This is a genomic window from Nocardia blacklockiae, from assembly GCF_015477355.1.
In the GTDB taxonomy this organism is placed as follows: Bacteria; Actinomycetota; Actinomycetes; order Mycobacteriales; family Mycobacteriaceae; genus Nocardia; species Nocardia blacklockiae.
The window spans coordinates 154,496-179,730 of the sequence record NZ_JADLRJ010000002.1; the positions used below are offsets into that span (position 1 = coordinate 154,496).

Here is a 25,235-nt window from a genome sequence, read left to right on the forward strand (position 1 = left end):
CCACGAGCACCCGGATGCCGTCGCCGGATCCGGGCCGGTCGTGGCCGCGTTGCACGCGAGAACCGCGCTCCGGTTGCTGCGCCATGGCTCCCATGGGAGCACAACCACGGCCCGGATGCCGGACCCCACGCCGCGTCAGCGGATAGAGTCGACCCATGGCCGATGTTGAGCAACTGGAGCAGCTGTCGTCGAAGGAGCTGCACGACCGGGCCGTGAAGTACGCCGTCCGGCACGGCGACATCCGGTTCCTGTGGCGCCTGCTCGAACAGATCCCCGCCGCCGAGGCCGCCACCGGCGACATCGGCGAGAGCGAGGCCGACATCAAGTACGTGCTGCCGATGCTCGACGACTACGTGCACGCCGGCGAGGGCAAGATCGCCGACGTGCTGCGCCCGCTGTACATCGAGTACCTGGCCGAGCACGACTGAGTCCGAGCGACCGGGCAATACACCCGCGCGACGCCGACAGCAAGGGCACATCGCTCCCTGTCTCAACCCACGCCGTCCCGGTAGCTTCGCGTTCGTGAGCATTCACCTACCCGCCCGTCACCAGTGGAAGGTTGCCGCCTGATGAGCATTCGCCTCGGGTACCAGATGCCGAACTTCAGTCACGCCGCCTCGCCGCGCGAGCTGTTCCCGTCGGTGATCGCGCAGGCCCGCGCGGCGGAAGCAGCCGGCTTCGACGCCGCGTTCGTGATGGACCACTTCTATCAACTGCCGGTGCTCGGCGCGCCGGAGGAACCGATGCTGGAGGCCTACACCGCGCTCGGCGCGCTGGCCACCGCCACCGAGCGAATCCAGTTGTCCACGTTGGTCACCGGGAACACCTATCGCAATCCCGCGCTGCTGGCCAAGACCGTCACCACTCTGGACGTGGTCAGCGGCGGGCGCGCGGTGCTCGGGATCGGCGCGGGCTGGTTCGAACTCGAGCACATCGGCTACGGCTACGAGTTCGGCACCTTCACCGACCGCTTCCGGCGGCTGGACGAGGCGCTGCAGATCATCCAGCCGATGCTGCGCGGGGAGCGCCCCACCTTCGACGGCGAGTGGTACCACACCCGCGAGGCCCTCAACGAGCCGCGCGTCCGCGACGACCTGCCGATCCTGCTCGGCGGGGGCGGCGAGAAGAAGACCTTCGCGCTGGCCGCCCGCTTCGCCGACCACCTCAACATCATCTGCGACGCCCCCGAGCTGCCCGCCAAGATCGAGGCGTTGCGGCAGCGCTGCGCGGAGGCCGGCCGCGACCCGGAAACGCTGGAGACCAGTTTCCTGGCGTTCCTGATCGTCGACGAGGACGGCGACCGCGCCCGCAAGCTGCAGGACGAGCTGCTGCGAAAGCAGGCCGCGCAGGACCCGTCCGGCCCGTCGGTCGACGAGCTGCGCGAAACCCTGGGCCGCCGCCAGTTCGTCGGCGACCCGGACGACGTGGCCGAGCAGATCCAGCGCCGGGTCCTCGACCACGGCGTGGACGGCGTCATCGTCAACATGGTCGCCAACGGGCACGAGCCCGGCGTGCTGGAGCTGGCCGGGAAGACGCTCGGCCCGCTGGTGCGCAAAGGCTGACGTCCGCGCCGATCACGCTCGCGCCGCGGCGAGATGGGCGTTCACCAGGACATCGACCAGGGTCTCCGGTTCCTGCCACGGGAAGCTGGGGCGGTCCTGCCGCAACGTGACCAAGCCGTGCAGCGCCGCCCACAGGCAGGTAGCCGTGGCCCGTGGGTCCGCGCTGCCGGCAGCGGCCGCCGCGTCGACCAGCAGGCCGAAGGTGGACAGCCCGGGCAACTGCTCGGCCGTGGGTTCCCAGCCCGGGGTGCCGGCCGTGCCGAACAGCACCCGGTAGTGCCCGGGATGCCGCAGACCGTAGTCGACATACGCCCGGCAGATCGCCGAAAGTCGTTGTGCGGCATCAGTACTGCCCGCGCTCGCCGCCGTGAGCGCGGCATGCAGTTCGGCGAACCGCAGCCGGTACACCGCTGTCAGCAGTTCGCGCCGGTCCGCGAAATGCAGGTACACGCTCTGCGGCGCCACGCCCGCGGCACGGGCGACGGCGCGCAGCGACAACGCGTCCTGACCGTCGAGCGTCTCCAGCAGCCCACTGGCGGCGTCGACGAGTTCGGACCGTAGTCGTTCCCCCTCGCCGCGCCGATTCCGGCGGCGGTTCGAGGCGGTTTCGCGGGCTGATTCCGACACCTTGACAGGATAACAAGACAGGCGTCTACTGACACCCATCAGTAGACGCCTGTCTTCTTAGGAATCGCCATGCTCACCGTCACCCGCGTCGTGCACGCCAGCGTCCTGCTGGACTTCGGCGGCGCCCGCATCCTCACCGATCCCTGGCTCTCCGAACGCGCCTTCTACCGGCACGGGGAGCCGCGCAGCGTGGCCACCGCCGCCGACCTGCCCGAACTGGCCGGCATCGTGATCAGCCACGGACACTACGACCACTGCGACCTCGCGGCGCTGGCGAGCTACCCCGACCGGTCGGTGCCGTTCGCGGTCGCCGAAGGTCTTGCCGCACAGGTGCGTTCGGCCGGTTTCCGGAACGTGGTCGAGCTGAAGCCGTGGCAGCGAACGCATCTCGGGCCGGTCGAGGTGACGGCCGCGCCGGCCAGTCACGGCGTGCCCGAGGTCACCTTCGTCCTGCGGATGGACGGGCACACCGCGTATTTCGGCGCCGACACCCGCCGCATCGGCGAACTCGACGAGATCGCGCAGCGCTTCCCCGAGGTAGACCTGGCGCTGCTGCCCATCAACGGGCTGCGCGTGCGCCCCCTGCTCAACCGCCAGGAGGTGATGGATGCCGAGGAGGCGGCCGAGTTCACCGGCGTGCTACACCCCCGCCTGGCCGTTCCCATCCACTACGCGTTCACGGGCGGGCCCGTGGGTGACCGGTTGATGATCAAGACCGTCCGCAACCGCCCCGATCTGTATCGCGACGCCGCGGCCACGCTCGCACCCGACACAGCGGTCCACGTGCTGCCCACCGGCGAATCCCTCACCGTATCCCCTTGAGCCCCTGACACATCCACCGACTTTCGGGCTCCGGTGCGGCTCAGTCGAACAGGCTCTATCCCTGATTGTCCGAGCCGCGCCGAATATCCATCGCCGCCCGGATCAGCCCCCGTGCTTTCTCTCCTGTCACGGATTGGTCTGCCAGGACGTCGAAAGCGCGCCCGTAGAGCGCGATTTCTCTCGGTTGCGTGACGGTAAGTTCGGCCGTATGCCCCTCGACCTTCACCATGCGGTTGTCGAACATCATGAAATTTTCGACGGATACAACGGTCTCGGCAGTGAGGGGTACGATACCCAGCGCAACTCTCGGCATTCCTATTATCGAAAATAGCCGATCGAGCTGCCCGAGCATCACACTGTCGTCTCCCACGGTACCGTACAAGGATTTCTCGCTGATCAAAAAATGAAATCTGCGCCCACGCTGGTACAGGATTTGCTGACGTTCCATGCGCTTCGATACGCCGCTGTCCAGATCGTGGGGAAGGTTGTAGAAATCAATGACACTTCGGAGCTTCGCTTCCGCATATTCTGCGGTCTGCAGCAGCCCGGGAATCACCTGAGGCTCATAATTTCTGATGAATTGCGCTGCGGCCTCGTTCTTCATTACGAGCTGTTGCGCCCGTTTGATCCCCCCGCCCAGCACACGCCGCCACTCCAGGTACGCCGAGTCGACCGCGTGGAGTGTGGCCAGCAACTCCGGTAGCTCTTCGCCGGCGCCGCAATGTCGGCAGTACGCACGAATATCGTCGCTCGACGGACGCGCTTTTCCGTGCTCTATACGCGATACCTTGGATTCGTGCCATCCTGCGCGGGCAGCGAGGTCTCGGCCTGTGACACCGGCATTTCTTCGTATCTCCCGGAGCCGCAGGCCGAGGGCTTCCCTGCCTTCCTGAGCCGAGTTCGTCACTATCGTGCGGTCACCGGACGTTCGTAGTACTCGCGGTAAGGTATCGCGAAGGGCCAGAGGCTCGCTCTGACCTCTCGGCAATATGCGACGATTCCGGGATCCGTTGTCGTTCCCGTACCCGCCGGTCGACCATCTGCATCCTGCAGATTGAACACCACCGTCCTCTCGTCGAACAGCCACCAATCGTCGGACGGCACGATTTCCGGCGTAACCGTATGGCGTGGGACGTACCGAATATCTTCGCCGGCATCGACGTTCTCGCCCGTAACAGACAACAGCCAGCGCTGGTAACCGCTGTGCGGCACAGTGACTACTCGGATACGACTGACTCCGACACCTCGATCGGTCATATCCCGAATCAGCCCGATCCAATCGCTCTTGTCGTACTCGGGTGGCGGCTCGTCATTCAGGAAACGCCGCAGGGCCACCGACTCCGAGGGTTCCGCGTAAGAATCGCGAACTTCCATATGGAAAGCCGAGTGTCGACACGCGAGGAAGGGCCGAATCCAATCATCGATCCCGCGAAACTCCACCGTAGTAAGTCCTCTCAGCCTTCGGTACTTCGACAGCCGTTTCGTCCTCTGCGATCACCATCTGCGCCAGCGTCTCACGGTCGGTGACGGGTACACCCGTCAGGGTGAACGTACCTCGGCCCGTATCGGTCAGCCGTGCGGCTATGAACGTATCCGGCTCCAAGAAACCGAGAAGCAGATGCGGAAGTTCAACGGTGCCCGCATGATCCGTCCGCCATGCCTGGACGACGTAACCCTCGTCGTTGACATACAGCGTAGGGCACCCATTCCTGTCCGATCCTCCACTGCCGAGGAACTTCAGATTCATGACGACTTCCCTTCTTCGGGTACTTGCGGATGCTTGCGGACAACAAGAACATCATCTCGCAGATCCATGCGGGTTGCGCTCGATTTCATCAATGTCCGCAAGTATCTGCAAGCTTGTCGCCCTGGTGGTATTCGGCCACATAGCGTCGTAGGCGGCATCCGGAACCGGCGGAGTCGGACCGGTCGATTGCCGTACCGACGGCGATGAGGGGACGAGATGGAGTGGCGCACACGGTTGTTCGAGTTTCCTGGGGGCGTGCTGGAGGTTCGCGCCTATGAAGGTGAGTCGGCCGAGGATGGGCCCGGGGTGTATCTGGAGTGTTGTGTCGGTGAGGCCCAGGATGGCGGGAGCGCGGAATGCGAGGCCTCATGAATGTGCTCGGCTGGCATGTCGGCCTGGTTATCGCTATCGGAATACCGTTGGGGGTCTTCGTGATTGCGGTGTTCTGGCCGCAGCGGACGCCGAGGGGCAGGTCGGTGCGGGAGATTCGTGAGCGGGTGGAAAGGGAAGGCGGAAAGTAAGGGCGGTCCGCACCCTCGAGGTGGTACGAGCATGGCCCGTCGATGCACTCAGGCATCGACGGGCCATGCTGTCTTCGGAACCCTTGGGGCTCAGCCCGTTACGGGCTCAGCCGAGCAGGCGCCAGTCCTCCAGGCCCTCGTAGAGCGGGAACTCCTGGGCCAGCTTGGCGACGCGGGCGCGCAGCGCGTCCAGGTCGGCGCCGCCCTTCAGAGCCGTGGCGATGATGTCGGCGACCTCGGTGAACTCGGTGTCGCCGAAGCCGCGGGTGGCCAGGGCGGCGGTGCCGATGCGCAGGCCCGAGGTGACCATCGGCGGGCGCGGGTCGAACGGAACGGCGTTGCGGTTCACCGTGATTCCGATCTCGTGCAGCAGGTCCTCGCCCTGCTGGCCGTCCAGCACCGAGTTGCGCAGGTCCACCAGGACCAGGTGCACGTCGGTGCCGCCGGTCAGCACCGTGACGCCCTGCTGCGAAACGTCGGCGGCGGTCAGCCGCTCGGCGAGCAGCTTCGCGCCGGTGAGGGTGCGCTCCTGGCGCTGCTTGAACTCCTCGGTTCCGGCGATCTTGAAGGCCACGGCCTTGGCGGCGATCGCGTGCATCAGCGGGCCGCCCTGCTGGCCGGGGAACACCGCGCTGTTGAGCTTCTTGGCGTAGTCCTGCTTGGCGAGGATGACACCCGACCGGGGGCCGCCCAGCGTCTTGTGCACGGTCGAGGACACCACGTCCGCGTGCGGCACCGGCGAGGGGTGCAGCCCGGCGGCGACCAGACCGGCGAAGTGCGCCATGTCCACCCACAGGTAGGCGTCCACCTCGTCGGCGATCTCGCGGAAGGCGGCGAAATCCAGGTGCCGGGGGTAGGCCGACCAGCCCGCCACGATCACCCGCGGCCGCACCTCGCGGGCCTGCTTGCGCACCTCGTCCATGTCGATGCGGTGGTCGTCCTTGCTGACCCCGTAGGCGTGCACCTCGTAGAGCTTGCCGGAGAAGTTCAGCCGCATGCCGTGCGTGAGGTGACCGCCGTGCGCCAGATCCAGACCCAGCAGCCGCTCGCCCGGGTTCATCAGCGACATCAGCACCGCGGCGTTGGCCTGCGCGCCGGAGTGCGGCTGCACGTTGGCGAACTCCGCGCCGAACAGCGCCTTGACCCGCTCGCGCGCCAGGTTCTCCACCACGTCGACGTGCTCGCAACCGCCGTAGTAGCGCCGGCCCGGGTAACCCTCGGCGTACTTGTTGGTGAGCACGCTGCCCTGCGCCTGCAGCACCGCGCGCGGCACGAAGTTCTCCGAGGCGATCATCTCGAGGGTGTCGCGCTCGCGGGCCAGCTCACCGGCCATCGCGGTGGCCAGCTCGGGGTCGAGCTCGGCGAGAGACTGGGAGTTGACAGAGGCGGCGGTCGTCTGGGTCACGACCACAGTCTAAGTGCCGGGTCTCCTGCCCTCGAACGGTGCTCCCGGTAACGGCGACCGCCCCGAACCGGCTCGCGGCGCGCGCCGCGGCGGTATCGTGGACGGCACCGACATGTCGCATGGATTGTCTTGCACCAGTTCGATTTTCGAGGTGTCGCCATGAACTCGACCGACCCGAACCTGTTCCAGCAACTCCTGCTGTTCCTCGCGGTGCTCTTCTGCGCCGACGCGGGCTGCCCGGTCCCGGTGTAGCGAGGGCCACGACCGCAACGCCCGATCCTGGTGCGGCGGGCGCTACCCCACCCGGCGCACGGCGTGAGCTTGGCCACCGCTACCGACTCAGCGCAGGCGCGGGCTTACCTACCGCCACCAATTCGGCGTACGGCGCGGGCCTACCTACTACGCCATTCGGCGCACCGCGCCTGGCGTCAGTGGTTCGTCGAGGAGGCGGCGGAAGCGGTCGGCGCGCTCGTCGGGGTCGGGGGCGGCGTCCAGCCAGCCGCCGAGCAGGCGGTAGCCCTCGACGTAGGTGCTGATGTAGGCCCGCCACAGCGGCGAGGACAGGAAGCGCAGCGACTGGCGGGCCCGTTCCGGCGTGGTCAGGCTCCAGCGCTGCAGGAATTCGGCGACCTCGTCGGGGCCGCGGCCCTGGTCGTGCAGCAGCAGCGCCGCGTCCTGCCGCACGCTCAGCAGATTCGCCGAGGCGGCCGAAAGGCGTTCCGCGCGTTCGCCGTCGAAGCGCAGCCCGAGATCGGCGTAGATCTCCTGCGCCCAGCGCCCCCAACCGGGGCCGACGATCGACTTCAGCGCCAGATCGGCCAGCCCCTCCGCCATCAGGCACTGCGGCGTGTTCACCACGAACAGTGTCTGCTCGTCCTGACCGGCCGCCACCAGCCCCGCCTCCTTGCGGCAGTGCTCGGTGTGGTGCCCCGGGTAGGCCTCGTGCGCGATCAGCGCGGGCAGATGCGCCATGTGCTGTTTCAGGTCGGAGTTGATCGCCACCCGCGACCGGTAGTTGCCCAGGTAGTAGTTGAAGCCGGACCACGGCTTGTCGCCGACCACCTCGTACTCCACGGTCTCGTGGTCGGGCAGCGGATAGCGGTCGCGCACGAGTTCCCGCAACGCCCCGGAGAACGCGGCCACGCACTCGCGCAACCGGTCGGGCGGGATCTCGTCGGCCCGGCGGTGGGCGGCGACCCGCTCGGTCAGCGGGCCGTCACCGGCCAGCACCTCGTCCATCTGCCGGTGCGCCTCGCGGTAGTCCTCGACGTCGCCCGGCGCGATCCGCACGTCGAAATAGGCGTGCACCTCGTCGATGAAGGAGATCCGGTCACCGGCGAACTTGCGGCCGGAGCATTCCAGCGCCCGCAGATGCACGTCGAGGAATTCGGTGCGCTCGGCCGGCAACCCCGACTCGGGCAGCTCTTTGCGCAATGCGGCCGCGCGCGTGGCCAGCTCGCGCGGTTCCGGCGCGGGCGCGTTCTCCACCGCGCGCCGCAGTGCGGGATCTCCGGTGTAGGCATCGACGAACCCCGACTCGAGCCGGTCGAATGCCAGCCCCAGTCGCAGGTATTCGGTCACGAGCGGATGCGCCTGCATGACCGTCGACCTTATCGGCGAGAGAAACATCACGCGATGTTACCGGCGAGTAGGAACACCCCGCGTACGGCGGTCCGTTGCCCCGGAGGACAATTCGCCTATGCGAGGACAGTGGACCGGTTCTCACCGCGCCGGCGACGGCACCTGTGAGAACTCATCCGAAGTGCCGTGTTTACCGAGTCGAGGACGTGGGTAAGTGGCGCGGATGAGCGAGCCGAGTCCGTATGTGGAATTCGACCGGAAACAGTGGCGCACGCTGCGGAAATCGACTCCCCTGGTACTGACCGAGGAAGAGCTGGTCGGTCTGCGCGGTCTCGGTGAGCAGATCGACCTCGAGGAGGTCGCGGAGGTCTACCTGCCCCTCGCGCGACTGATCCACCTGCAGGTCGCCGCCCGCCAGCGACTGTTCGCCGCGACCGCCACCTTCCTCGGCGAAACCCATCCCGACCACCAGGTCCCCTTCGTCATCGGCATCGCCGGCAGCGTCGCGGTGGGCAAATCCACCACCGCCCGCGTCCTGCAGGCGCTGCTCGCGCGGTGGGAACACCACCCCCGGGTCGACCTCGTCACGACCGACGGATTCCTCTATCCCACAGCCGAACTCACCCGCCGCGGGATCATGCACCGCAAAGGTTTCCCGGAAAGCTACGACCGCCGCAAATTGCTGCGTTTCGTCACCGAGGTGAAATCCGGTGCGGCCGAGGTGTGCGCACCGATGTATTCGCACATCTTGTACGACATCGTGCCCGGCGATTTCCATTGTGTGCGGCAGCCCGACATTCTCATCATGGAGGGCCTCAACGTCCTGCAGACCGGCCCCCGACTGATGGTGTCGGACCTGTTCGATTTCTCCATCTATGTCGACGCGCGCATCGAGGACATCGAAACCTGGTACGTGAATCGCTTTCTGTCGCTGCGCAAAACCGCGTTCGCCGATCCGAAATCACACTTCCACCACTACGCCAAGTTCTCCGACCGGGAGGCCACGATCGCCGCGCAGGAGATCTGGAACGCCACCAACCGGCCCAATCTGGTGGAGAACATCCTGCCCACCCGCCCGCGCGCCACCTTGGTGCTGCGCAAGGATTCCGACCACACCATCAACCGGATCCGGCTGCGCAAGTTGTAGTTCAGACCTTCCACGCGTCGTCGAGCCGGGCCGCGACATCGATGTCGCGCACCGCCGCGATGTGCGGTTTGCGAATCTCCTTGGCGATATACCGGGCCACGAAACGGCGGATCTCGTGGTCGACGCTGGCCAGGATGCGCAGCAGTTGCCCGCGTCGCGTCGCCGTGGCGACATTGATCCGCACGTCACCGGTGCGCGGCTCCGCGATATCGATGAGCACCCGCAGCGGCTCGGCGGTGCGGACGGTCAGATGGACGTGCACGTAGCCCTCGACCTGGAACCGGTGCCGGTCCACGGCCAGATCGAGCAGCAGGTCGACGCTCAGCGGGATGGCCACCTCGAAGCGGATGTGCCCGTCCACCTCCCGCGTCAGCTTCGGCTCCCCCAGCCGCACCTGCGCCGACACCTTGGCCAGCCGCCCCGGACCGACCCCGATCGGCCCGAAATCGAAAGCGGCGCCGGTCAATTGGCCGAACGCGCCCGCGATGCGCTGCTCCGACGCGGCGTACTCCAGGAAGCGGCGCCCGAATTCCTCGTAGCTGAGGTAGGTCGCCGGCGCACCGCTCGCGACGACCGCGCTGCCCTGCCCGGCCCGGATCTCGCTCATGGTCGCGACGGTACGCGAGCGGCGGGCCCGGCAACCCGGTGATCATGCAATGCAACAGAGCTGTGCTCGATTTCCACCCCTGCGGCACAGCCCGTTTGCGGCGTCGTGACCGCGCCGCTCAGATTCCGTAGCGGCGATGTCGCGCCGCGTACTCGCGCAGCGCGCGCAGGAAGTCCACCCGCCGGAATTCCGGCCAGTAGGCCTCGGTGAACCAGATCTCCGAGTACGCGCTCTGCCACAGCAGGAAGCCGGACAGCCGCTGCTCGCCGGAGGTCCGGATGACCAGGTCCGGATCGGGCTGCCCGGAGGTGTACAGATGCTGGCCGATCGCGTTGACCGTGATGGACTGCACCAGGTCCTCGCCCGTCTCCCCCGCGGCCATCTCCTGGCGCACCAGCGAGCGCACCGCGTCGGCGATCTCCTGGCGGCCGCCGTAGCCGATCGCCACGTTGACGTGCACGCCGCTGCGACCGTGCGTCTCCGCGGCGGCCTTCTCCATGCGCCGCGCGATGTCGTCGGGCAGGCCCTCGAGCGAGCCGACGATGCGGACGCTCCAGTTCCGCTCCGGCGCCGACAGCTCCTCGACCACGTCCGGGATCACCTCGAACAGCGTCTCCAGCTCGTCCGCCCCGCGGCTGAGGTTCTCGGTGGACAGCAGGTACACCGTCACCATCTCGATGCCCTCGGCCTGACACCAGCCGACCAGTTCGGCGATCCGCAGCGCACCGACCCGGTGGCCGTGGCTGACGTCGGTGAAACCGTTCTCCCGCGCCCACCGGCGGTTGCCGTCGCAGACGACCGCCACGTGCCGCGGATGTTGTTTGCCCGCCAGCTGTTTCGACAGCCGCGCCTCGTAGATGCGATACGGCAGGCCACGCACCCGACTAGCAAGTTCCACGAACAGCCACCCTACGCCGCTGTCCCACCGCACCGCGTTTTCGGCCTGAACAAGCTCCGCGCACACCCGGTACAGTGACATCGACGCCAACCTACGGAACCGTAGGTTACTGAGGAGGTAATTAAGTGGCGGAGACGGCACAACCGGCCGATCCGGTGCTCGGTGCCCTGAAAGAGCTGCGGAACCTGCCGCTCAAGCCGCGCCTGCGGGGGTGGATCCACACCTACGCGGTGGCGATCGCGGCGGTGGCGGTGATCGCGCTGACCGCGACCGCGGCGACGGTGTCGGCGACCGCGGGCTGGTCGACCCTGGTGTACGGGCTGACCGTGTGCGGGGTGTTCGGCGTCAGCGCCGTGTATCACCGGGTCACCTGGCGCACGGAACGCTCGCGCATCCACATGAAGCGGGCCGACCATTCGATGATCTTCCTGTTCATCGCGGGCAGTTACACGCCGTTCGCGCTGTTGGGGCTGCCCACGAACACCGGGCTCACACTGCTGGTCGTGGTCTGGGCGGGCGCGCTGGCGGGCGTCGCGCTGAAGCTGCTGTGGCCGACCGCGCCGCGCTGGGTCGGGGTGCCGCTGTATCTGCTGCTGGGCTGGGCCGTGGTGCCGGTGGCGGCGACGCTCACCCACAATGTCGGCGTCGCGCCGATGGTGCTGCTGCTCGTCGGCGGTCTGGCCTACAGCGGCGGCGCCATCCTCTACGCCACCAAGTGGCCCAATCCCTGGCCGGATACCTTCGGCCATCACGAGTTCTTCCACGCCGCAACGGTTCTGGCGGCGCTGTGCCACTACGTCGCGGTGTGGCTGGTGGTCCTGGGCTGACCCCGGGCCGTGACGCAGCCGACAAGATCGGCCGGAACGCAACGGCGGTCACGGTCCGGGTTCTATGCTCCTGCTTCGTGTTCTCCGAACAATCCCGCCTGCGCACGGCCGCTCCGCCGCCGGCTCGCGCGTCCGCGGCCACTCCGCCGCCAACTCGCGGGTCCGCGGCAGCTCTGCCGCCGACTCGCGTGCTCGCGGCCGTTCTCTCGCCATGATCAATCGGCTGATCCTGCTCGCGCTGCGCGCGCGCTGGGGGCTGTCGTTCGTCGTGATGGCCTGCAATCTCGGCGGCCTGGGAGTCATCCTCACCGAACTGTCGCTCAGCGGATTCCTGGGCCGGCTCGGTCCGGACTGGGTGAGCGCGCTGACGCAGGCCTCGATCTATCCGGCGATCGGCGCGGTGGCCGGGATCATCCTCGCCGTACGCGACCGATTCTTCTATTTCGGCTGGCTGGATCAGGGGCGGAAACCGGGTGCCGCGGAGGCACGGCGGCTGCTGAACCTGCCCATGGCGATCACGCTGCGCGCGTTGGCCATCTGGCTGCCGGGCGTGGTCATCGCGACGGCCATCTTCGCGCAGGTGATCCCGTCGCGGGCGATCGCGGTGATCGGCGCGATGTTCACGCTGGGCGCGTTCGAATCGGCCGGGTTCACCTTCCTCATCGTCGACCGGCTGATCCGGCCGACGATTCCGATCGTCTCCACGGTGCTCGGCGGCACGATGCACTGGAGTTCCACGGTGCTGAACCGGGTCGTGGTGTCGTGGGCGGTGGCCGGGGCCATGCCGTTACTGATGTTGATCACGGTGCTGGCGGATCCGGTGGCGACGGCCGAGGACCGGATTCGCACCGCCGTCTACATGTCCGTGGTCGGGCTCGGGGTGGGCGCGCTGTCCACGGCCACGCTCGCGCGCGCGGTCGCCGCGCCGATGCGGGCATTGCGCCGGGCACTGGACCGCATCGCGCGCGGCGAGCTGGACGTGCGGGTGCCGGTCGGCAGCGCCAGCGAGATCGGACGGCTGGAGCACTCGGTGAACGAGCTGGCCGCCAACCTGTCCGAACGGGAGCGGATGCGGGCGGTGTTCGGCCGGCACGTCGGCACCGAGGTGGCCGAGCGCGCGCTGGCCGGCGGGCTCGATCTCACCGGCGACATCCGGCCGGTGACCGCGCTGTTCGTCGATGTGGTGGGCTCGGTGGCGCTGTCCACCGGGCTGGAGCCCAGCGAGTTCGTGGCCAAGCTGAACCGGCTGCTGTCGATCGTGGTGTCGGCCACCGAGGACAACGGCGGGCTGGTCAACAAGTTCGAGGGCGATGCGGCGCTGTGCGTGTTCGGCGCGCCGATCGCCTTGCGCGACAACGCTACTCCCGCCTTGCGCGCGGCCCGGCGGATCCGCGACGAGGTGGCCGCGGCGGGCGAGCTGGACATCGGCATCGGGGTCGCCCGCGGCATGGTGTTCGCCGGCGACGTCGGCACCGACACCCGCCTGGAGTTCACCGTGATCGGCGACGCGGTCAACGAGGCCTCCCGCCTGACCACCGAGGCCAAGCGCGTCGACCGCCGAATCCTGGTGTCGCAGGCGGTCATCGACGCCGCCACCGCCGAGGAGCGCGCCCGGTGGGCGCACTACGAGACCATCCACCTCCGCGGCCGCGCGGAGCCCACCTCCTGCTGGACGGATGTACCGGTGCCCGCCGCGCACCGAGGTGCGTCGAAGGCGAACGGCTCGGACGCGGGCGAACAAGCGGATACCGCGGGCATCGAACCGACACCCGAACAGCTGACCTAGATCGCGTGCCCGCTCAGGGCTTCCAGGTGATGCGGCCGCCCTGGAAGTCCTGTGCCTTGCCGCCCTGGTAGTCGTATTCGTCGCTGGTCGGGTAGCCGTAGCGGCCCTTCTCGGCGACCTCGGTGAACCAGGTGTCGCGGATGGCGCCCCACACCGCGTGCGCGCCGGTCTTGGCGGACCAGTAGACCGAGCCGCCGTTGAACAGGTTGTAGCGGCCCTGACCGTCCTTGCCCGCCTTCTGCTCGTCGGTGACCGGGTAGCCCAGTGCGCCGTTCTCCCAGCCGAGCGCGCCCCACTTGTCCCGGATCAGTCCGCCGACGGCGTGCGCGTCGGTGCCCACCGACCAGTAGATCGAGTTGTTGCGCTCGAAGGCCTGGAACTTGCCTCCGCCGCCCGCGTCGGACTCGGGTGAGACCGGATTGCCGAAGACGGCGAACCCGCCGGCCCGGTCGTACTCGGCCTCGATCGCGCCGCCGACCTCGAAGGCGCCGATCGGCCTGGCCTCCGCGGCGCCGACGGACGCGGTCAGCATCACGGCGGCCGCGGCCGTCGCGACGGCGAGCGGCCGGTAACCGGACGGGCGGGCGGAACGGATTCGACGTGGCAGTCTCACGAGTACTCCCTGGGCCTGAGTAATGCTTGCCTGACAGTTGCTGCCGACCCGGACATCCTGCACCGAGCGACTTCCCGCGGCAAGCGCCACGACACACCCGCACCGAAGTCCATGCGAATCCGCTATGACCGGCATTCCGGAAGGTCAGCGGCGACCCCGGACATGATCATCATCGACCGCGGCGCGTGAATCGTTACCGGTCCGAGACCAAAGACGCCTCGAGTTCGCTCGGATCCGCGACCGGGAGGTCGCAGACCGAACCCCGGCAGACGTACGCGGCGGCCCGTCCCGCGACAGGCTGGCGATCGGCCAGCAACGGCACCGAGTTCGGCGCGCCCGCCACCACGGCGGCCCCGCCGGGCGCCGAGCGGCGGGCGATCAGGGTCAGCTCGGCGGTATCGGGGTCGACGCCGTTCGGCAGCGAGATCGCGACCTGGATCGGCCCGCGCACCGCCGCCTCGGCCACGGCGAGCCAGTGCCCGCCCGAGCGCGGGGCGCGGGCCAGCACGATCGCGCCGCGCTGCAAGGTCTGCTCGGCCAGTTCGCGGTAGCGGGCCGCGCGGCTGGAGTCGGCGAGCACCGAAGCCGTCAGCAGTGCCTCGGCGAAGGCCGACGCGCCCGCAGGCGTGGCGCCGTCGAGCGGATCGCGCGGGCGGCTCACCAGCGTCTCCGCGTCGTCGGCGGTGTCGAACCAGGTGCCCGGCGCGGCCGGGTCGGCGAAATGGTCGACGGCCGTGTCGACCAAGCGGCGCGCGTGCTCGAGCCAGTCGGGGTCGGCGGTGGCCTGGTGCAGGGCGAGCAGGCCGGTGGCCAGCCAGGCGTAGTCCTCCAGGACGCCGGCGGCCGTCCCCGCCGCGCCGCCCAGCGACGCCCGCACCAGCCGGCCCTCGATCAGGTGCTGCGACAACAGGAATCGCGCGCAGCGGTCGGCGGCCTCGACCCATTCCGGCCGGCCCAGCGCCGCGCCCGCCTCGGCCAGCGCGGTGATCGCCATGCCGTTCCAGGCGGTCACCACCTTGTCGTCGCGCTCGGGTTGCGGGCGGCGGTCGCGGGCCGCGCGCAGCCGGGTCCGCACGCGCTCGAAACGCTCGGCGTCGTCCGGGTCGGCGTACCGGGTCGGCACCGAGGTGCCGTGCTCGAAGTTGCCCGCCTCGGTGATGCCGAAAACCTCTGCGGCCCAAGCGCCGTCGTCCGCGCCGAGCACCTCGGTCAGCTGCGCCGGGGTCCAGACGTAGGTGGCGCCCTCGACGCCGGGCGCGCCGGGCTCCACGTGGGTGTCGGCGTCCAGCGCGGAGGCGAAGCCGCCGTGCTCGGTCCCGAGATCGTCGAGCAGGAACTGCGCCGTCTCCGCCGCGATGCGCAACGGAAGGTGCTGCCGCGCAAGGCCGTTCACCGGGCGTCGAGCGAGATGGGCGTAGGCGCGCAGCAATTGGGCGTTGTCGTAGAGCATCTTCTCGAAATGCGGTACCACCCAGGCGGCGTCGACCGAATACCGGGCGAACCCGCCGCGCAGCTGGTCGTAGATGCCGCCACGCGCCATCGCGGCGGCGGTCAGCGAGACCACTTCCAGCGCCTGTTCGTCACCGGTGCGCTCGTGATGCCGCAGCAACCCCTCCAGCAGCGCCGACGGCGGAAACTTCGGCGCCCCACCAAATCCCGCGTACTGCGTGTCGACGTCGCGCAGCACCGCGGCCACCGCGTGCTGCAACAGCTCGGGCCCGACCGCCAGCTCGCTCCCCGGCAGCCCGTCGGCCTGCTCCCGCAGCGCCTGCGCCACCTGCCCCGCGGCCTGTTCCACCTCGTCCCGCCGATTCCGCCAGGTCTCGCTCACCGCCGTCAACAACTGCGTGAACGACGGCATCCCCCCACGCGGCGTCTTCGGGTAGTAGGTCCCGCAATAGAACGGCTCCCCACTAGGCGTCAGGAAACAGGTCATCGGCCACCCGCCCTGCCCCGTCATAGCCACCGTCGCGGTCATGTACACCGCGTCGATATCGGGCCGCTCCTCCCGATCCACCTTCACACACACGAAGTTCTCGTTCATCACCGCCGCAGTCGCCGCATCCTCGAACGACTCGTGCGCCATCACGTGACACCAGTGACACGAGGCATACCCCACCGACAACAACACCGGCACATCCCGCTCCCCCGCCTCCGCCAGCGCCTCCCCACCCCACTCCCGCCAATCCACCGGATTCCCGGCATGCTGACGCAAATACGGCGAGGTAGCACTGCCCAGTCGATTCACACCCCCAGCCTCCCACACCAGAAGCCCCCAGAGACGGCCCGCGCAGCCGACATCGGTGGTCACCTGCTGCGGCTGCCGACCGATCCTGCTGCCTGACAGCATCGTCGGAGTCACGCCGCTAGGTGCGCGCTGGGGATTCGCGAGGGCGAGCGGGGAATGCGGTGGTCTGTCACCCTGGTCGGGGGCCGCGTGGGCGGTTCCGCAGATGAGGGAGTAGCACCATGATTCGGAAATTCACTGTGACCGTTGCCGTTGCCGCCGCCATGATCGGGGCGGGTGCGGGGCTTGCGCAGGCGGCGGAGACCGCGCCGGTTGCCGTGCAGCCGGTCGCTGCCGGGCAGACGCAGACGGTGCCGGGCGAGGCGGTCGGCGGCGTTGTCGGCGGGGCGGTCGGGACGGTTGCCGGGGCGGGGCTCGGCGCGGTGGCGGGTGGCGTTGCCGGGTGTGTGGCGACGACCGTCGCCTGCCCGGTCGGCACGGTCGCCGGTATCGCGATCGGCGTCGGTATCGGCGCTGTGACCGGCGGGGCCGTCGGTGCGGCGGTCGGCGCGGGTGTGGGTGGCGCCCTCGGCGCACAGATCCCGGCCTGACAGGCGCGACGTCGTTCCGATCCCGCCGGGGGATCGGGACGACGTCGACTCCAGGGGAAAACCCAAGGAGCATACGGAGCTTCGAGTGCTCTGACACAGCTCTATCGCCGATGCGGCAAGCCATTGCTGAAGTTGCGGAACGCGGGGTGGCGGTAGTTCGGACAGACCCGTTGCGGGTGTGCGGGGGCAGCTGTGCCGAAACCGCAACGCAGTGGGGGTACGGGGTGGGTATTTCGCAGATATGAAAACTACGACCTCACCCGCCAAGCCGAGCCGCAGACCGTGGTTCGCGGATCTGGAAGACGCCGAGCGGCGCGGCGCGCACGGGAGTGCCGGGATCGGGTACTTCGACTGCGATTGCGATCTGTGCCGGCGACGACACCACGATCCACCGTTCTGAACCGGCCCCGCAGTACCGCCGGCACCGTGAGACGGCGGCTCTCGGGTGCGTGCGAACCGCCTCCGACCTCGGGTGGGACGGCGGCCTTCGGCCTGTCCGCGGCGCGGTGCCGACGCTATGTGCCGCGCGGCGTCTCCGGCTTCGTGGATTTCTCGGCCGCGGGCTCGGCGTCGGCGGAATCGTCTTGCACCGCACCGGGATCGGTGCCCTCGTCGGCCGCCTGGTCCGGTTCGGGGTGCTCGGGGGAGAACTCGGCGGGCAGGCCCTTGATGTGCTTGTTCATCGAGCGGATCAGCAGCACGGTGCCTGCCAGCAGCACCAGCACGATGACCAGGCCCAGCGGCGAGGCCTTGCCGAATTCCGGACCGGTCGGGTTGGTGGCCGGCTGGGCGAGCAGGGTGAGGATCATCGCGTGGTGTCCTCGAGCGCGGTGCGCGCGTCCTCGGCCTCGCGGATGCCGGCGAACAGGTCGGTCTCCGGGATCTCGGTACGCACCCGGGTGCGGGCCAGCTCGAACTCCTCGGTGGGCCACAGCCGCTGCTGCATCTCCAGCGGGATGGCGAAGAACGCGCCGTTCGGGTCGATCTGGGTGGCGTGCGCGCGCAGGGCGTCGTCGCGCTGCGGGAAGTACTTGGCGCACTCGATCTGCGTGGTCACCCGGCCCATGATGTCGCCGCGCTCGGCGGCCATCGCGCGGAAGCGGTCCAGCCACTCCTGCATCGGGAACGGCTCGCCGATCCGCTCGTACTCGTCGGCGAACACCTCCATCCGCTGAATGCTGAAACCGTGGTCGTAGTACAGCTTCAGCGGAGTCCAGGGCGCGCCCGCGTCGGGAAACCGCTCCGGGTCGCCGGCCGCCTCGAACGCCGCCATCGACACCTTGTGGCACATGATGTGGTCGGGGTGCGGGTAGCCGCCGTTCTCGTCGTAGGTGGTCATCACGTGCGGCTTGAACTCACGCACCACGCGGACCAGCGCCTCAGTGGCCTCCTCCAGCGGCACCAGCGCGAAGCTGCCCTCCGGCAGCGGCGGCAGCGGATCGCCTTCGGGCAGACCGGAATCCACGAATCCCAGCCAGTGCTGCCGCACGCCGAGCGCCTTGGCGGCCTCGGCCATCTCCTCGCGCCGCACCTCGTTGATGCGATCGAGGATGCCGGGCACATCCATGGCCGGATTGAGGATCGACCCGCGCTCGCCGCCGGTCAGGGTCACGACCAGCACGTCGTTGCCCTCCGCGGCGTATTTCGCGGTCGTCGCGGCGCCCTTGCTGGACTCGTCGTCGGGGTGGGCGTGCACCGCCATGAGGCGAAGGCCACTCACGTCTCGTTCACCTCGTTGTTCACCGTCTTCACCTCATTGCTCTCCGCCGCGGGTGTCGAATCCCGGCGCCGGCGACATACACCCAGCGCCCGCGCCGATCTCCACCCCTTATAGTTCCATCCGACCATCGTTTGTTCCGAGTTACCCCCCTGCGGCGCCGGCGCCGGACCGCGTGCGCCGCCGACCGACCCCAGGAGCCACAGATCATGAGCGAGGCAGCGCCGGAATCCGAACGGTCCGGCGCGCCCGGGCCGGACCGGGTCGCGGACCGCTACGGGACCACGCCGCGCCGCCGTCGGCGCTGGCTCCCCTACGCGCTCGGGGCCGCGGTGGTGCTGGCCGGCCTGATCGTCGCCTACGCCGGGTACCGGCAGTTCGGCCCCAAGGACATCGAACCCGATCAGCTCGGCTACGCGATCGTCAACGACTCCACCCTCGACATCCATTTCAAGGTGACCCGCGAACATCCGGACCGCCCGGTCGTCTGCTTCGTCCGCGCGATGGACTCCGACCAGGCCGAGGTCGGGCGTCGCGAGGTCCTGATTCCGGCCTCTACCAGCGGAACCGTCGAATTGACGGCCACCATCCGGACCACCGGCCGCCCGGCCGCCGGCGACATCTACGGGTGCAGCGACAAGGTCCCGGCGTACCTGCGCGCGGGCTGAGCCTCCCGCCGCCGCCCCAGCAGTCACGATCCGGGCGAAACACCAGACGATCACCGCCCCTACCTGCGAATTTGTAGATCGTGCTAAAATGGCCCAACACACGGTTCCGAACGCTCGGAGCCGTGTTTGCTGCATTGGCGGCCAGCGCTGTCGGTTCCGGGGCACCCCGAGGTGTCGTGCGGAACAGGGCCTGTCGGGGTTCGAGTACATCCCCCAGGGATCGCTCTAGCCGTCCACTGCTGCCGTGTCCGCATGCGGGTACGTCGGCGGGTATCAGGGAATCCCGGCTCGCCGGGAACAACTACTAGGGAGTGATCGAGATGACTGAGACGAACGTGACCTGGCTGACACCGGAGTCGCACGAAAGGCTCAAGGGCGAACTCGACGCGCTCATTGCCAACCGTCCGGTCATCGCGGCCGAGATCAACGAACGCCGCGAAGAAGGCGACCTCAAGGAGAACGGCGGCTACCACGCGGCGCGTGAGGAGCAGGGCCAGCAGGAGGCGCGCATCCGCCAGCTGCAGGAACTGCTGAACAACGCCAAGGTGGGCGTCGCGCCGACCAAGTCGGGCATCGCGCTGCCGGGATCGGTCGTCAAGGTCTACTACGACGGTGACGAGACCGACACCGAGACGTTCCTGATCGCCACCCGCGAAGAGGGCCTGGGTGGTTCCGATCTGGAGACGTACTCCCCGGCCTCCCCGCTGGGCGGCGCGCTCATCGACGCGAAGGTCGGCGAGACCCGCGAATACACGCTGCCCAACGGCAAGACCATGAAGGTGACGCTGGTCAGCGCGGAGCCCTACCAGAGCTGACGGACGGCCCCCGGCGGCGTAACGCAGCACCGCCGCCCTGGGGCGCACGAGTACGCGACGCGGCGACCGCACCGAACGGTTTCGGTGCGGTCGCCGCCGTGTTCTCGGGGCTTGACCGAAGCTCAGCCCAGGGCCCGCTCCACATCGGCGAGCAGGTCGCTGACGTCCTCGATGCCCACCGAGAGCCGCACCAGATCCGCCGGAACCTCCAGTTCCGACCCCTCCGTGGAGGCGTGCGTCATCGCGCCCGGATGCTCGATCAGCGACTCCACCCCGCCCAGCGATTCGGCGAGGGTGAAGATGCGGGTGCGCGCGCAGAAGTCGTGCGCCGCTTGGCGTCCGCCGTGCAGCCGCACCGAGATCATGCCGCCGAAGCGGCGCATCTGCTTCTGCGCCACCGTATGTCCGGGATGCTCCGGCAGGCCCGGGTAGATCACCTGCTGAATCTTCGGGTGCTGGACCAGGAACTCGGCGAGCGTCTCGGCGTTGTCGCAGTGCCGATCCATCCGCAGCGCAAGGGTTTTCACGCCGCGCATGGTGAGGAAGGCGTCGGTCGGGCCGGGCACCGCGCCCGCGCCGTTCTGCAGGAAGGCGAACGCCGCGTCGAGTTCGGCGTCGTCGGTGATCAATGCGCCGCCGACGACGTCGGAGTGCCCGCCGAGGTACTTGGTGGTGGAGTGCAGCACGATGTCGGCGCCCAGCAGCAGCGGCTGCTGCAGGTAGGGCGAGGCGAAGGTGTTGTCCACCACCAGTTTCGCGCCGCCGCGGTGCGCGACGTCGGCCAGCGCCGCGATGTCGCCGACGTTCAGCAGCGGGTTGGTCGGCGTCTCCAGCCAGACCAGTTTGGTGTTGGGCCGCATCGCGCGCTGCACCGCGTCGGGATCCGACACCGGCGCCACCGAGTACTCGATGCCCCAGTGCGCGAACACCTTGTCGATCAGGCGGAAGGTGCCGCCGTAGGCGTCGTTCGGAATGACCAGGTGATCACCGGGCCGCAGCGTCGCCCGCAGCGTACAGTCGGTGGCCGCCATGCCCGAGGCGAACGCGCGCCCGTACCGGCCCGATTCCAGCGCGGCCAGGTTGGCCTCCAGCGCGGTGCGGGTCGGGTTGCCGGTGCGGGCGTACTCGTAGCCGCCGCGCAGCCCGCCCACGCCGTCCTGGGCGAAGGTCGAACTCGCGTAGATCGGCACGTTCACCGCGCCGGTCTGCGGATCGGGATCGAATCCGGCATGCACGGCTCGTGTGGAGAACCCCAGCTGATCGTCGGTCATAGGGCCAGCCTAGAAGGACCGGATCCGCGGCCGGGACTCGGGAACCCCGTCGGCCGATACTGTGTGTCCATGGTCACCGTAGACGAGCTGTTCGCCCTCGACACCCTGCTCAGCGACACCGAACGCCAGATCCGGGAGACGGTGCGGCGGTTCGGCGAGCAGCGGCTGCGACCGCACGTGGCCGACTGGTTCGAGCGCGGCACCTTCCCGGCCCGCGAGCTGGCGCCGGAGCTGGGCGAGCTCGGCCTGCTCGGCATGCACCTGGACGGCTACGGCTGCGCCGGCACCACGGCCACCGAATACGGCCTGGCGTGCCTGGAACTGGAGGCGGTGGACTCCGGGGTGCGCAGCATGGTGTCGGTGCAGGGTTCGCTGGCCATGACCGCGATCCACAAGTACGGCTCGGAGGAACAGAAGCAGCAGTGGCTGCCGGAGTTGGCGGCCGGGCGGGCGATCGGCTGCTTCGGGCTGACCGAACCCGACTTCGGCTCCAATCCCGGCGGCATGCGCACCCGCGCCCGGCGCGACGGCACGGACTGGGTACTGGACGGCTCGAAGATGTGGATCACCAACGGTTCGGTGGCCGACGTCGCGGTGGTGTGGGCCCGCACCGACGAGCGCATCCGGGGCTTCCTGGTCCCGGCCGGCACCCCGGGTTTCACCGCGCGCGAGATGCGGCACAAGCTGTCGCTGCGGGCCTCGATCACCGCCGAACTCGATCTGGACGGCGTGCGGCTGCCCGGCGACGCCGTCCTCCCGGAGGCACACGGCCTGGCCGGGCCGCTGGCCTGTCTGTCTGAGGCGCGCTTCGGCATCGTCTTCGGGGCGCTCGGCGCGGCCCGCGACTGCCTGAGCGCCACGATCGACTACGCCCGCGCCCGCGAGGTCTTCGACAAGCCGCTGGCGGCCTACCAGCTCACCCAGGCCAAACTGGCGGACATGGCCGTCGAGCTGGGCAAGGGCACGCTGCTCGCGCTGCACCTCGGCCGGCTCAAGGATCGCGGCGAGCTGCGGCCCGAGCAGGTGAGCGCGGGCAAGCTCAACAGCACCCGGGAGGCGCTGGCCGTCGCCCGCGAATGCCGCACCATCCTCGGCGCCAACGGCATCACCCTCGACTATCCGGTGCTGCGGCACGCGAACAACCTGGAATCGGTGCTCACCTACGAGGGCACGGCCGAGGTGCATCAGCTGGTCCTCGGCGAGGCGCTCACCGGAGCGAAAGCCTTTCGCTGACACACCTTTTCCCGTTTCGAAAAATGCTGCGCGATAGCCACATCCGGGAATACGTCCGAGTGAAAAGTCACACTGCCGCGAAAGCTGCCTGATTGCTAGCATAAGTAAGTGTTTTTGCTCGGCTCCGCGTTGCTCGAAGTGTCGGCACGCAAGACTTTGAACCGCCTGCACAAGACGCACGGAGTTCCGGCGCTCGCCGCCGCGAGGGAACTGCCCGCGGTGTCGGCGGCACTGGATCAGCACGCGGCGGCGGTCCGCGACATTCTCGACCTGGGTGTGCGGGATGCGGCGAACGCGCCGGCGGGCGTGCTGCTCGCCGGATACGCCCGCGGCCTGCTGGAGCACTCCGGCCGCCCCGGCCCGCGCGCTCCCTACGACCTGATCGGCTGGGCGCAGGCCGAATGGCTGCCGCTGCGGCTGGCCGCGGTGTGCATGCTCGCCCACACGAAAGTCTGAGCGGCCGCGGGGATTCCGCGGCCGCTCAGACTTGGTGTTACCGAATCAGCGGGGTGACTGCGGGTTGCCGCCGTAGCCCGGCGCCTCCCCGTACCCCTGGCCGTAGCCCTGTTCGCCGTAGCCCTGACCGGTCATGCCGGTCTCGGGCCGATACCCCGCACCGCTGGTCTGCGGGGCCCACTGGTCACCGGACCGCGGCGAGCCCGCCCACTCCTGCCGGGTGGCGCCCTCCTCCTGCCGAGCGGCGTCCTCGCGGCCGCGCTGGTAGGCCTCGGCGTGACCGCGCAGCTGCGGCATCTCGCCCTCGACGGTGTCCAGCCAGCCCTCCCAGCGCTGCTGCATGGGCCGGATCAGACCGCCGCCGACACCGACGACCAGGATGCCGCCGATGGTCGCCAGCACGGTGACCAGGATCGGCGTGGTGACCGAGGTCGCGACGCCGATCTGATTCAGGGCGGCGATGATGCCGACGCCCCAGATGAACACCGCGGCCAGCCGGCCCAGCATGCGGCCGTAGGACAGCCCGCTGAGCACATTGCCGATCAGGTCCATGACCACCCGCGCGATCGCGCCCGCGATGCACACGATGATGATCGCGACCGCGGCCCGCGGCAGCCAGGCCACGATGCCGTTGAGCATGGTGCTGACCGGATTCGGACCGAAGACGCCGAAGCCGATCTGCAACGCGATCAACAGGATCGCGTAGTAGACCAGCTTCACCAAGATGTCGGTGGCGTCGTATTTGCTGTTGGCCAGCATGTTGTGGATGCCGCCGCGCTCGACCAGCCGGTCGAACCCGACTCGTCGCAGCACCCGATCGGCGATCTTGGCGATCACCTTGGCGATGATCCAACCGACGACCATGATCGCCAGGAAGCCGACGAACTTGGGCACGAACGTCGCTATGGCGCTCCACGCGTTCGACATGCCCTGCTGAAAATCGATAGCCAAACTGGAGGTGTACACGCGCGGCCCGTCCCTTCCGCTATCTCGCCTGTTCCAACTGTTTGCCAGAACTGCTACAAGAGCGGTTATACCCCGCCGTGATCATTTGAATCGGGGGTTTGCATGCATTTTGCTGCCGTGTCGATAACGATGCGTTATCTCCCGGCGACGGGCCGCGCGTGCGCGATCAGTACGCGGAGTTGACGTTGTCCATCGAGCCGTAGCGGTGCGCGGCGTAATTGCACGCGGCCACGATGTTGGCGACCGGGTCCCAGACGTCGAACGGCGTGCCCTCGACGTGGTACGCGGCGAAGGTCGGGTCGATTACCTGCAGCAGGCCCTTGGACGGAATGCCCATCGCGGCGTTCGAGTCGTACAGGTTGATGGCCTGCGGGTTGCCGGTCGACTCGCGCATGATGTTGCGGTAGATGCCGTCGTAGCTGCCAGGGATGCCGCGCGCGGCCATGATGTCCAGCGCCTGGTGGATCCAGCCGTCCAGGTTGTTCGGGTAGCTGGGGGCCGGCGGCGGGGGCGGCGGCACGGGAGCCGGCATCGGCGCGGGGGCCGGAGCCGGAGCGGCCTCGGGGGCCGGGGCCGGGGCGGGCGCCACCGCGGCGACCGGCGCGGCGGGAGCGGGGTTGTTATCGGCGGTCTCGGCAATCGTCGAGGCGAGCGCGGCCGGCTGCACGTCGGCCATCCCGTGCCCGCCCGCGGAGGTCACGGCGGCAAAGGCGGCCAGCGCCAGGGTCGCGGAGCCGGCGGTGCGCGCGACCGCCTTGGTTCTGCTGTTCTTCAGGGTGTTCTTCGACATGCGCGGTGTTTTCCTACTCTGGTTCTCGGCCGTCACCGGCCTGCGACAGGCAGTACGAGACCCGGGTGATGCCCGTGCGGCTCACCCACGCACTGCATGCTGTTTTCAGACTTGTTGTGAGAGAAGGGGATTCGCGTTCCCCGTCGGCGCGCCTCGGCGCGTGGCTGCCGGGCGGATCCCGGCGGGTCGACCAACTCCTCGTACTGTCCGTACTCGAGGTCGCAACGACCGACGAGGTCACAGAATGGTCGCGGTAGGTTAACGTAAACTGAACTCGAAATGAACAGTAGGTGCGGGCACGCTCGCCCGGGCTCGATCCGAACTAGCTATAACGCTCT

Annotated in this window: 26 protein-coding genes; 11 read left to right on the forward strand and 15 right to left on the reverse strand. The window is 68.8% G+C overall.

Features of this window, described 5'->3' with window-relative positions; genetic code table 11:
• Positions 1-155 precede the first annotated feature (155 nt).
• Positions 156-428 carry a hypothetical protein gene (locus IU476_RS06715; protein WP_195097839.1) on the forward strand — a complete coding sequence of 91 codons (273 nt, stop codon included), beginning with the start codon at positions 156-158 and terminating at the stop codon, positions 426-428.
• Between the two features lie 141 nt (positions 429-569).
• On the forward strand, positions 570-1,562 hold the full coding sequence (locus IU476_RS06720) for an LLM class F420-dependent oxidoreductase (protein WP_195097840.1): 993 nt from the start codon (positions 570-572) through the stop codon (positions 1,560-1,562).
• A gap of 12 nt (positions 1,563-1,574) precedes the next feature.
• Here the strand turns inward: IU476_RS06720 and IU476_RS06725 are convergent, their stop codons facing one another.
• Complete coding sequence (locus IU476_RS06725) at positions 1,575-2,189, reverse strand: TetR/AcrR family transcriptional regulator (protein WP_195097841.1); 615 nt, start codon at positions 2,187-2,189, stop codon at positions 1,575-1,577.
• A gap of 69 nt (positions 2,190-2,258) precedes the next feature.
• On the opposite strand from IU476_RS06725, the gene IU476_RS06730 reads away from it, so the two are divergent.
• Positions 2,259-3,011: an MBL fold metallo-hydrolase gene (locus IU476_RS06730; protein ID WP_228823304.1), complete on the forward strand. Its 753-nt coding sequence runs from the start codon at positions 2,259-2,261 to the stop codon at positions 3,009-3,011.
• Positions 3,012-3,066: 55 nt separating this feature from the next.
• Here the strand turns inward: IU476_RS06730 and IU476_RS06735 are convergent, their stop codons facing one another.
• From IU476_RS06735 to IU476_RS06755, 5 genes are all read right to left on the reverse strand, one after another.
• Positions 3,067-3,918 carry a helix-turn-helix domain-containing protein gene (locus IU476_RS06735; RefSeq protein ID WP_195097842.1) on the reverse strand — a complete coding sequence of 284 codons (852 nt, stop codon included), beginning with the start codon at positions 3,916-3,918 and terminating at the stop codon, positions 3,067-3,069.
• Complete coding sequence (locus IU476_RS06740) at positions 3,918-4,451, reverse strand: DUF6879 family protein (protein WP_195097843.1); 534 nt, start codon at positions 4,449-4,451, stop codon at positions 3,918-3,920. Before IU476_RS06740 ends, IU476_RS06735 begins: the two co-directional genes overlap by 1 nt.
• Entirely contained in the window at positions 4,429-4,758 is a 330-nt protein-coding gene (locus tag IU476_RS06745) for a hypothetical protein (protein ID WP_195097845.1), read from the reverse strand. Before IU476_RS06745 ends, IU476_RS06740 begins: the two co-directional genes overlap by 23 nt.
• Positions 4,759-5,385: 627 nt before the next feature.
• Entirely contained in the window at positions 5,386-6,684 is a 1,299-nt protein-coding gene (gene glyA / locus IU476_RS06750; RefSeq protein WP_195097847.1) for a serine hydroxymethyltransferase, read from the reverse strand.
• A 399-nt stretch (positions 6,685-7,083) separates the two neighbouring features.
• Positions 7,084-8,283, reverse strand: coding sequence for a DUF885 domain-containing protein (locus tag IU476_RS06755; protein ID WP_195097849.1), 1,200 nt, complete (start codon positions 8,281-8,283; stop codon positions 7,084-7,086).
• A gap of 196 nt (positions 8,284-8,479) precedes the next feature.
• Here IU476_RS06755 and coaA point away from each other — a divergent pair, with 196 nt between their 5' ends.
• Positions 8,480-9,412, forward strand: a complete 933-nt coding sequence (gene coaA, locus IU476_RS06760; protein ID WP_195097851.1) for a type I pantothenate kinase — start codon at positions 8,480-8,482, stop codon at positions 9,410-9,412.
• A gap of 1 nt (position 9,413) precedes the next feature.
• On the opposite strand, the gene IU476_RS06765 is transcribed toward coaA, so the two are convergent.
• Positions 9,414-10,019 (reverse strand): hypothetical protein, encoded by a 606-nt coding sequence (locus IU476_RS06765; RefSeq protein ID WP_195097853.1) that lies wholly within the window; start codon positions 10,017-10,019, stop codon positions 9,414-9,416.
• Between the two features lie 118 nt (positions 10,020-10,137).
• Positions 10,138-10,998: an isoprenyl transferase gene (locus IU476_RS06770; RefSeq protein ID WP_228823307.1), complete on the reverse strand. Its 861-nt coding sequence runs from the start codon at positions 10,996-10,998 to the stop codon at positions 10,138-10,140.
• A gap of 44 nt (positions 10,999-11,042) precedes the next feature.
• Between IU476_RS06770 and trhA the strand changes: the two genes are divergently transcribed.
• Both trhA and IU476_RS06780 read left to right on the forward strand, forming a co-directional pair.
• Entirely contained in the window at positions 11,043-11,744 is a 702-nt protein-coding gene (trhA, locus tag IU476_RS06775) for a PAQR family membrane homeostasis protein TrhA (RefSeq protein ID WP_438943979.1), read from the forward strand.
• A 211-nt stretch (positions 11,745-11,955) separates the two neighbouring features.
• A complete protein-coding gene (locus IU476_RS06780) occupies positions 11,956-13,530 on the forward strand; it encodes an adenylate/guanylate cyclase domain-containing protein (RefSeq protein ID WP_195097856.1) in 1,575 nt (524 codons plus the stop codon).
• A gap of 13 nt (positions 13,531-13,543) precedes the next feature.
• On the opposite strand, the gene IU476_RS06785 is transcribed toward IU476_RS06780, so the two are convergent.
• The gene (locus IU476_RS06785) at positions 13,544-14,143 is read right to left on the reverse strand and encodes an LGFP repeat-containing protein (protein WP_324193907.1); all 600 of its coding nucleotides are present in this window, start codon (positions 14,141-14,143) and stop codon (positions 13,544-13,546) included.
• A 193-nt stretch (positions 14,144-14,336) separates the two neighbouring features.
• Complete coding sequence (locus IU476_RS06790) at positions 14,337-16,391, reverse strand: thioredoxin domain-containing protein (RefSeq protein WP_324193908.1); 2,055 nt, start codon at positions 16,389-16,391, stop codon at positions 14,337-14,339.
• Between the two features lie 221 nt (positions 16,392-16,612).
• Here IU476_RS06790 and IU476_RS06795 point away from each other — a divergent pair, with 221 nt between their 5' ends.
• Positions 16,613-16,981, forward strand: a complete 369-nt coding sequence (locus IU476_RS06795) for a hypothetical protein (RefSeq protein ID WP_195097860.1) — start codon at positions 16,613-16,615, stop codon at positions 16,979-16,981.
• Positions 16,982-17,496: 515 nt separating this feature from the next.
• Here IU476_RS06795 and IU476_RS06800 read toward each other — a convergent pair.
• Both IU476_RS06800 and mca read right to left on the reverse strand, forming a co-directional pair.
• A complete protein-coding gene (locus IU476_RS06800) occupies positions 17,497-17,790 on the reverse strand; it encodes a hypothetical protein (protein WP_195097862.1) in 294 nt (97 codons plus the stop codon).
• Complete coding sequence (gene mca, locus IU476_RS06805; RefSeq protein WP_324193909.1) at positions 17,787-18,701, reverse strand: mycothiol conjugate amidase Mca; 915 nt, start codon at positions 18,699-18,701, stop codon at positions 17,787-17,789. Before mca ends, IU476_RS06800 begins: the two co-directional genes overlap by 4 nt.
• A gap of 206 nt (positions 18,702-18,907) precedes the next feature.
• On the opposite strand from mca, the gene IU476_RS06810 reads away from it, so the two are divergent.
• Entirely contained in the window at positions 18,908-19,366 is a 459-nt protein-coding gene (locus tag IU476_RS06810) for a DUF4307 domain-containing protein (protein WP_195097863.1), read from the forward strand.
• A 320-nt stretch (positions 19,367-19,686) separates the two neighbouring features.
• Positions 19,687-20,181: a transcription elongation factor GreA gene (gene greA, locus IU476_RS06815; RefSeq protein WP_195097864.1), complete on the forward strand. Its 495-nt coding sequence runs from the start codon at positions 19,687-19,689 to the stop codon at positions 20,179-20,181.
• 122 nt (positions 20,182-20,303) lie between these two features.
• Here greA and IU476_RS06820 read toward each other — a convergent pair whose 3' ends face one another.
• Positions 20,304-21,452 carry a cystathionine gamma-synthase gene (locus IU476_RS06820; RefSeq protein WP_195097865.1) on the reverse strand — a complete coding sequence of 383 codons (1,149 nt, stop codon included), beginning with the start codon at positions 21,450-21,452 and terminating at the stop codon, positions 20,304-20,306.
• Between the two features lie 69 nt (positions 21,453-21,521).
• Here IU476_RS06820 and IU476_RS06825 point away from each other — a divergent pair, with 69 nt between their 5' ends.
• Complete coding sequence (locus IU476_RS06825; RefSeq protein WP_195097866.1) at positions 21,522-22,685, forward strand: acyl-CoA dehydrogenase family protein; 1,164 nt, start codon at positions 21,522-21,524, stop codon at positions 22,683-22,685.
• A gap of 108 nt (positions 22,686-22,793) precedes the next feature.
• Positions 22,794-23,141, forward strand: a complete 348-nt coding sequence (locus IU476_RS06830) for a DUF6401 family natural product biosynthesis protein (RefSeq protein WP_195097867.1) — start codon at positions 22,794-22,796, stop codon at positions 23,139-23,141.
• A 45-nt stretch (positions 23,142-23,186) separates the two neighbouring features.
• Here IU476_RS06830 and IU476_RS06835 read toward each other — a convergent pair whose 3' ends face one another.
• A complete protein-coding gene (locus IU476_RS06835; RefSeq protein ID WP_228823308.1) occupies positions 23,187-24,092 on the reverse strand; it encodes a mechanosensitive ion channel family protein in 906 nt (301 codons plus the stop codon).
• Positions 24,093-24,273: 181 nt separating this feature from the next.
• Complete coding sequence (locus IU476_RS06840) at positions 24,274-24,897, reverse strand: transglycosylase SLT domain-containing protein (RefSeq protein ID WP_195097879.1); 624 nt, start codon at positions 24,895-24,897, stop codon at positions 24,274-24,276.
• Positions 24,898-25,235: the final 338 nt, after the last annotated feature.

Excerpts from the sequence above, each read along its gene's own strand:
- IU476_RS06800 (WP_195097862.1), bottom strand. The coding sequence starts at position 17,790 with ATGATCCTCACCCTGCTCGCCCAGCCGGCCACCAACCCGACCGGTCCG.
- IU476_RS06810 (WP_195097863.1), top strand. The coding sequence starts at position 18,908 with ATGAGCGAGGCAGCGCCGGAATCCGAACGGTCCGGCGCGCCCGGGCCG.
- IU476_RS06780 (WP_195097856.1), top strand. The coding sequence starts at position 11,956 with ATGATCAATCGGCTGATCCTGCTCGCGCTGCGCGCGCGCTGGGGGCTG.
- IU476_RS06840 (WP_195097879.1), bottom strand. The coding sequence starts at position 24,897 with ATGTCGAAGAACACCCTGAAGAACAGCAGAACCAAGGCGGTCGCGCGC.
- IU476_RS06770 (WP_228823307.1), bottom strand. The coding sequence starts at position 10,998 with ATGTCACTGTACCGGGTGTGCGCGGAGCTTGTTCAGGCCGAAAACGCG.
- IU476_RS06730 (WP_228823304.1), top strand. The coding sequence starts at position 2,259 with ATGCTCACCGTCACCCGCGTCGTGCACGCCAGCGTCCTGCTGGACTTC.
- IU476_RS06765 (WP_195097853.1), bottom strand. The coding sequence starts at position 10,019 with ATGAGCGAGATCCGGGCCGGGCAGGGCAGCGCGGTCGTCGCGAGCGGT.
- IU476_RS06720 (WP_195097840.1), top strand. The coding sequence starts at position 570 with ATGAGCATTCGCCTCGGGTACCAGATGCCGAACTTCAGTCACGCCGCC.
- IU476_RS06755 (WP_195097849.1), bottom strand. The coding sequence starts at position 8,283 with ATGCAGGCGCATCCGCTCGTGACCGAATACCTGCGACTGGGGCTGGCA.
- IU476_RS06745 (WP_195097845.1), bottom strand. The coding sequence starts at position 4,758 with ATGAATCTGAAGTTCCTCGGCAGTGGAGGATCGGACAGGAATGGGTGC.
- IU476_RS06715 (WP_195097839.1), top strand. The coding sequence starts at position 156 with ATGGCCGATGTTGAGCAACTGGAGCAGCTGTCGTCGAAGGAGCTGCAC.
- greA (WP_195097864.1), top strand. The coding sequence starts at position 19,687 with ATGACTGAGACGAACGTGACCTGGCTGACACCGGAGTCGCACGAAAGG.
- IU476_RS06825 (WP_195097866.1), top strand. The coding sequence starts at position 21,522 with ATGGTCACCGTAGACGAGCTGTTCGCCCTCGACACCCTGCTCAGCGAC.
- IU476_RS06820 (WP_195097865.1), bottom strand. The coding sequence starts at position 21,452 with ATGACCGACGATCAGCTGGGGTTCTCCACACGAGCCGTGCATGCCGGA.
- IU476_RS06795 (WP_195097860.1), top strand. The coding sequence starts at position 16,613 with ATGATTCGGAAATTCACTGTGACCGTTGCCGTTGCCGCCGCCATGATC.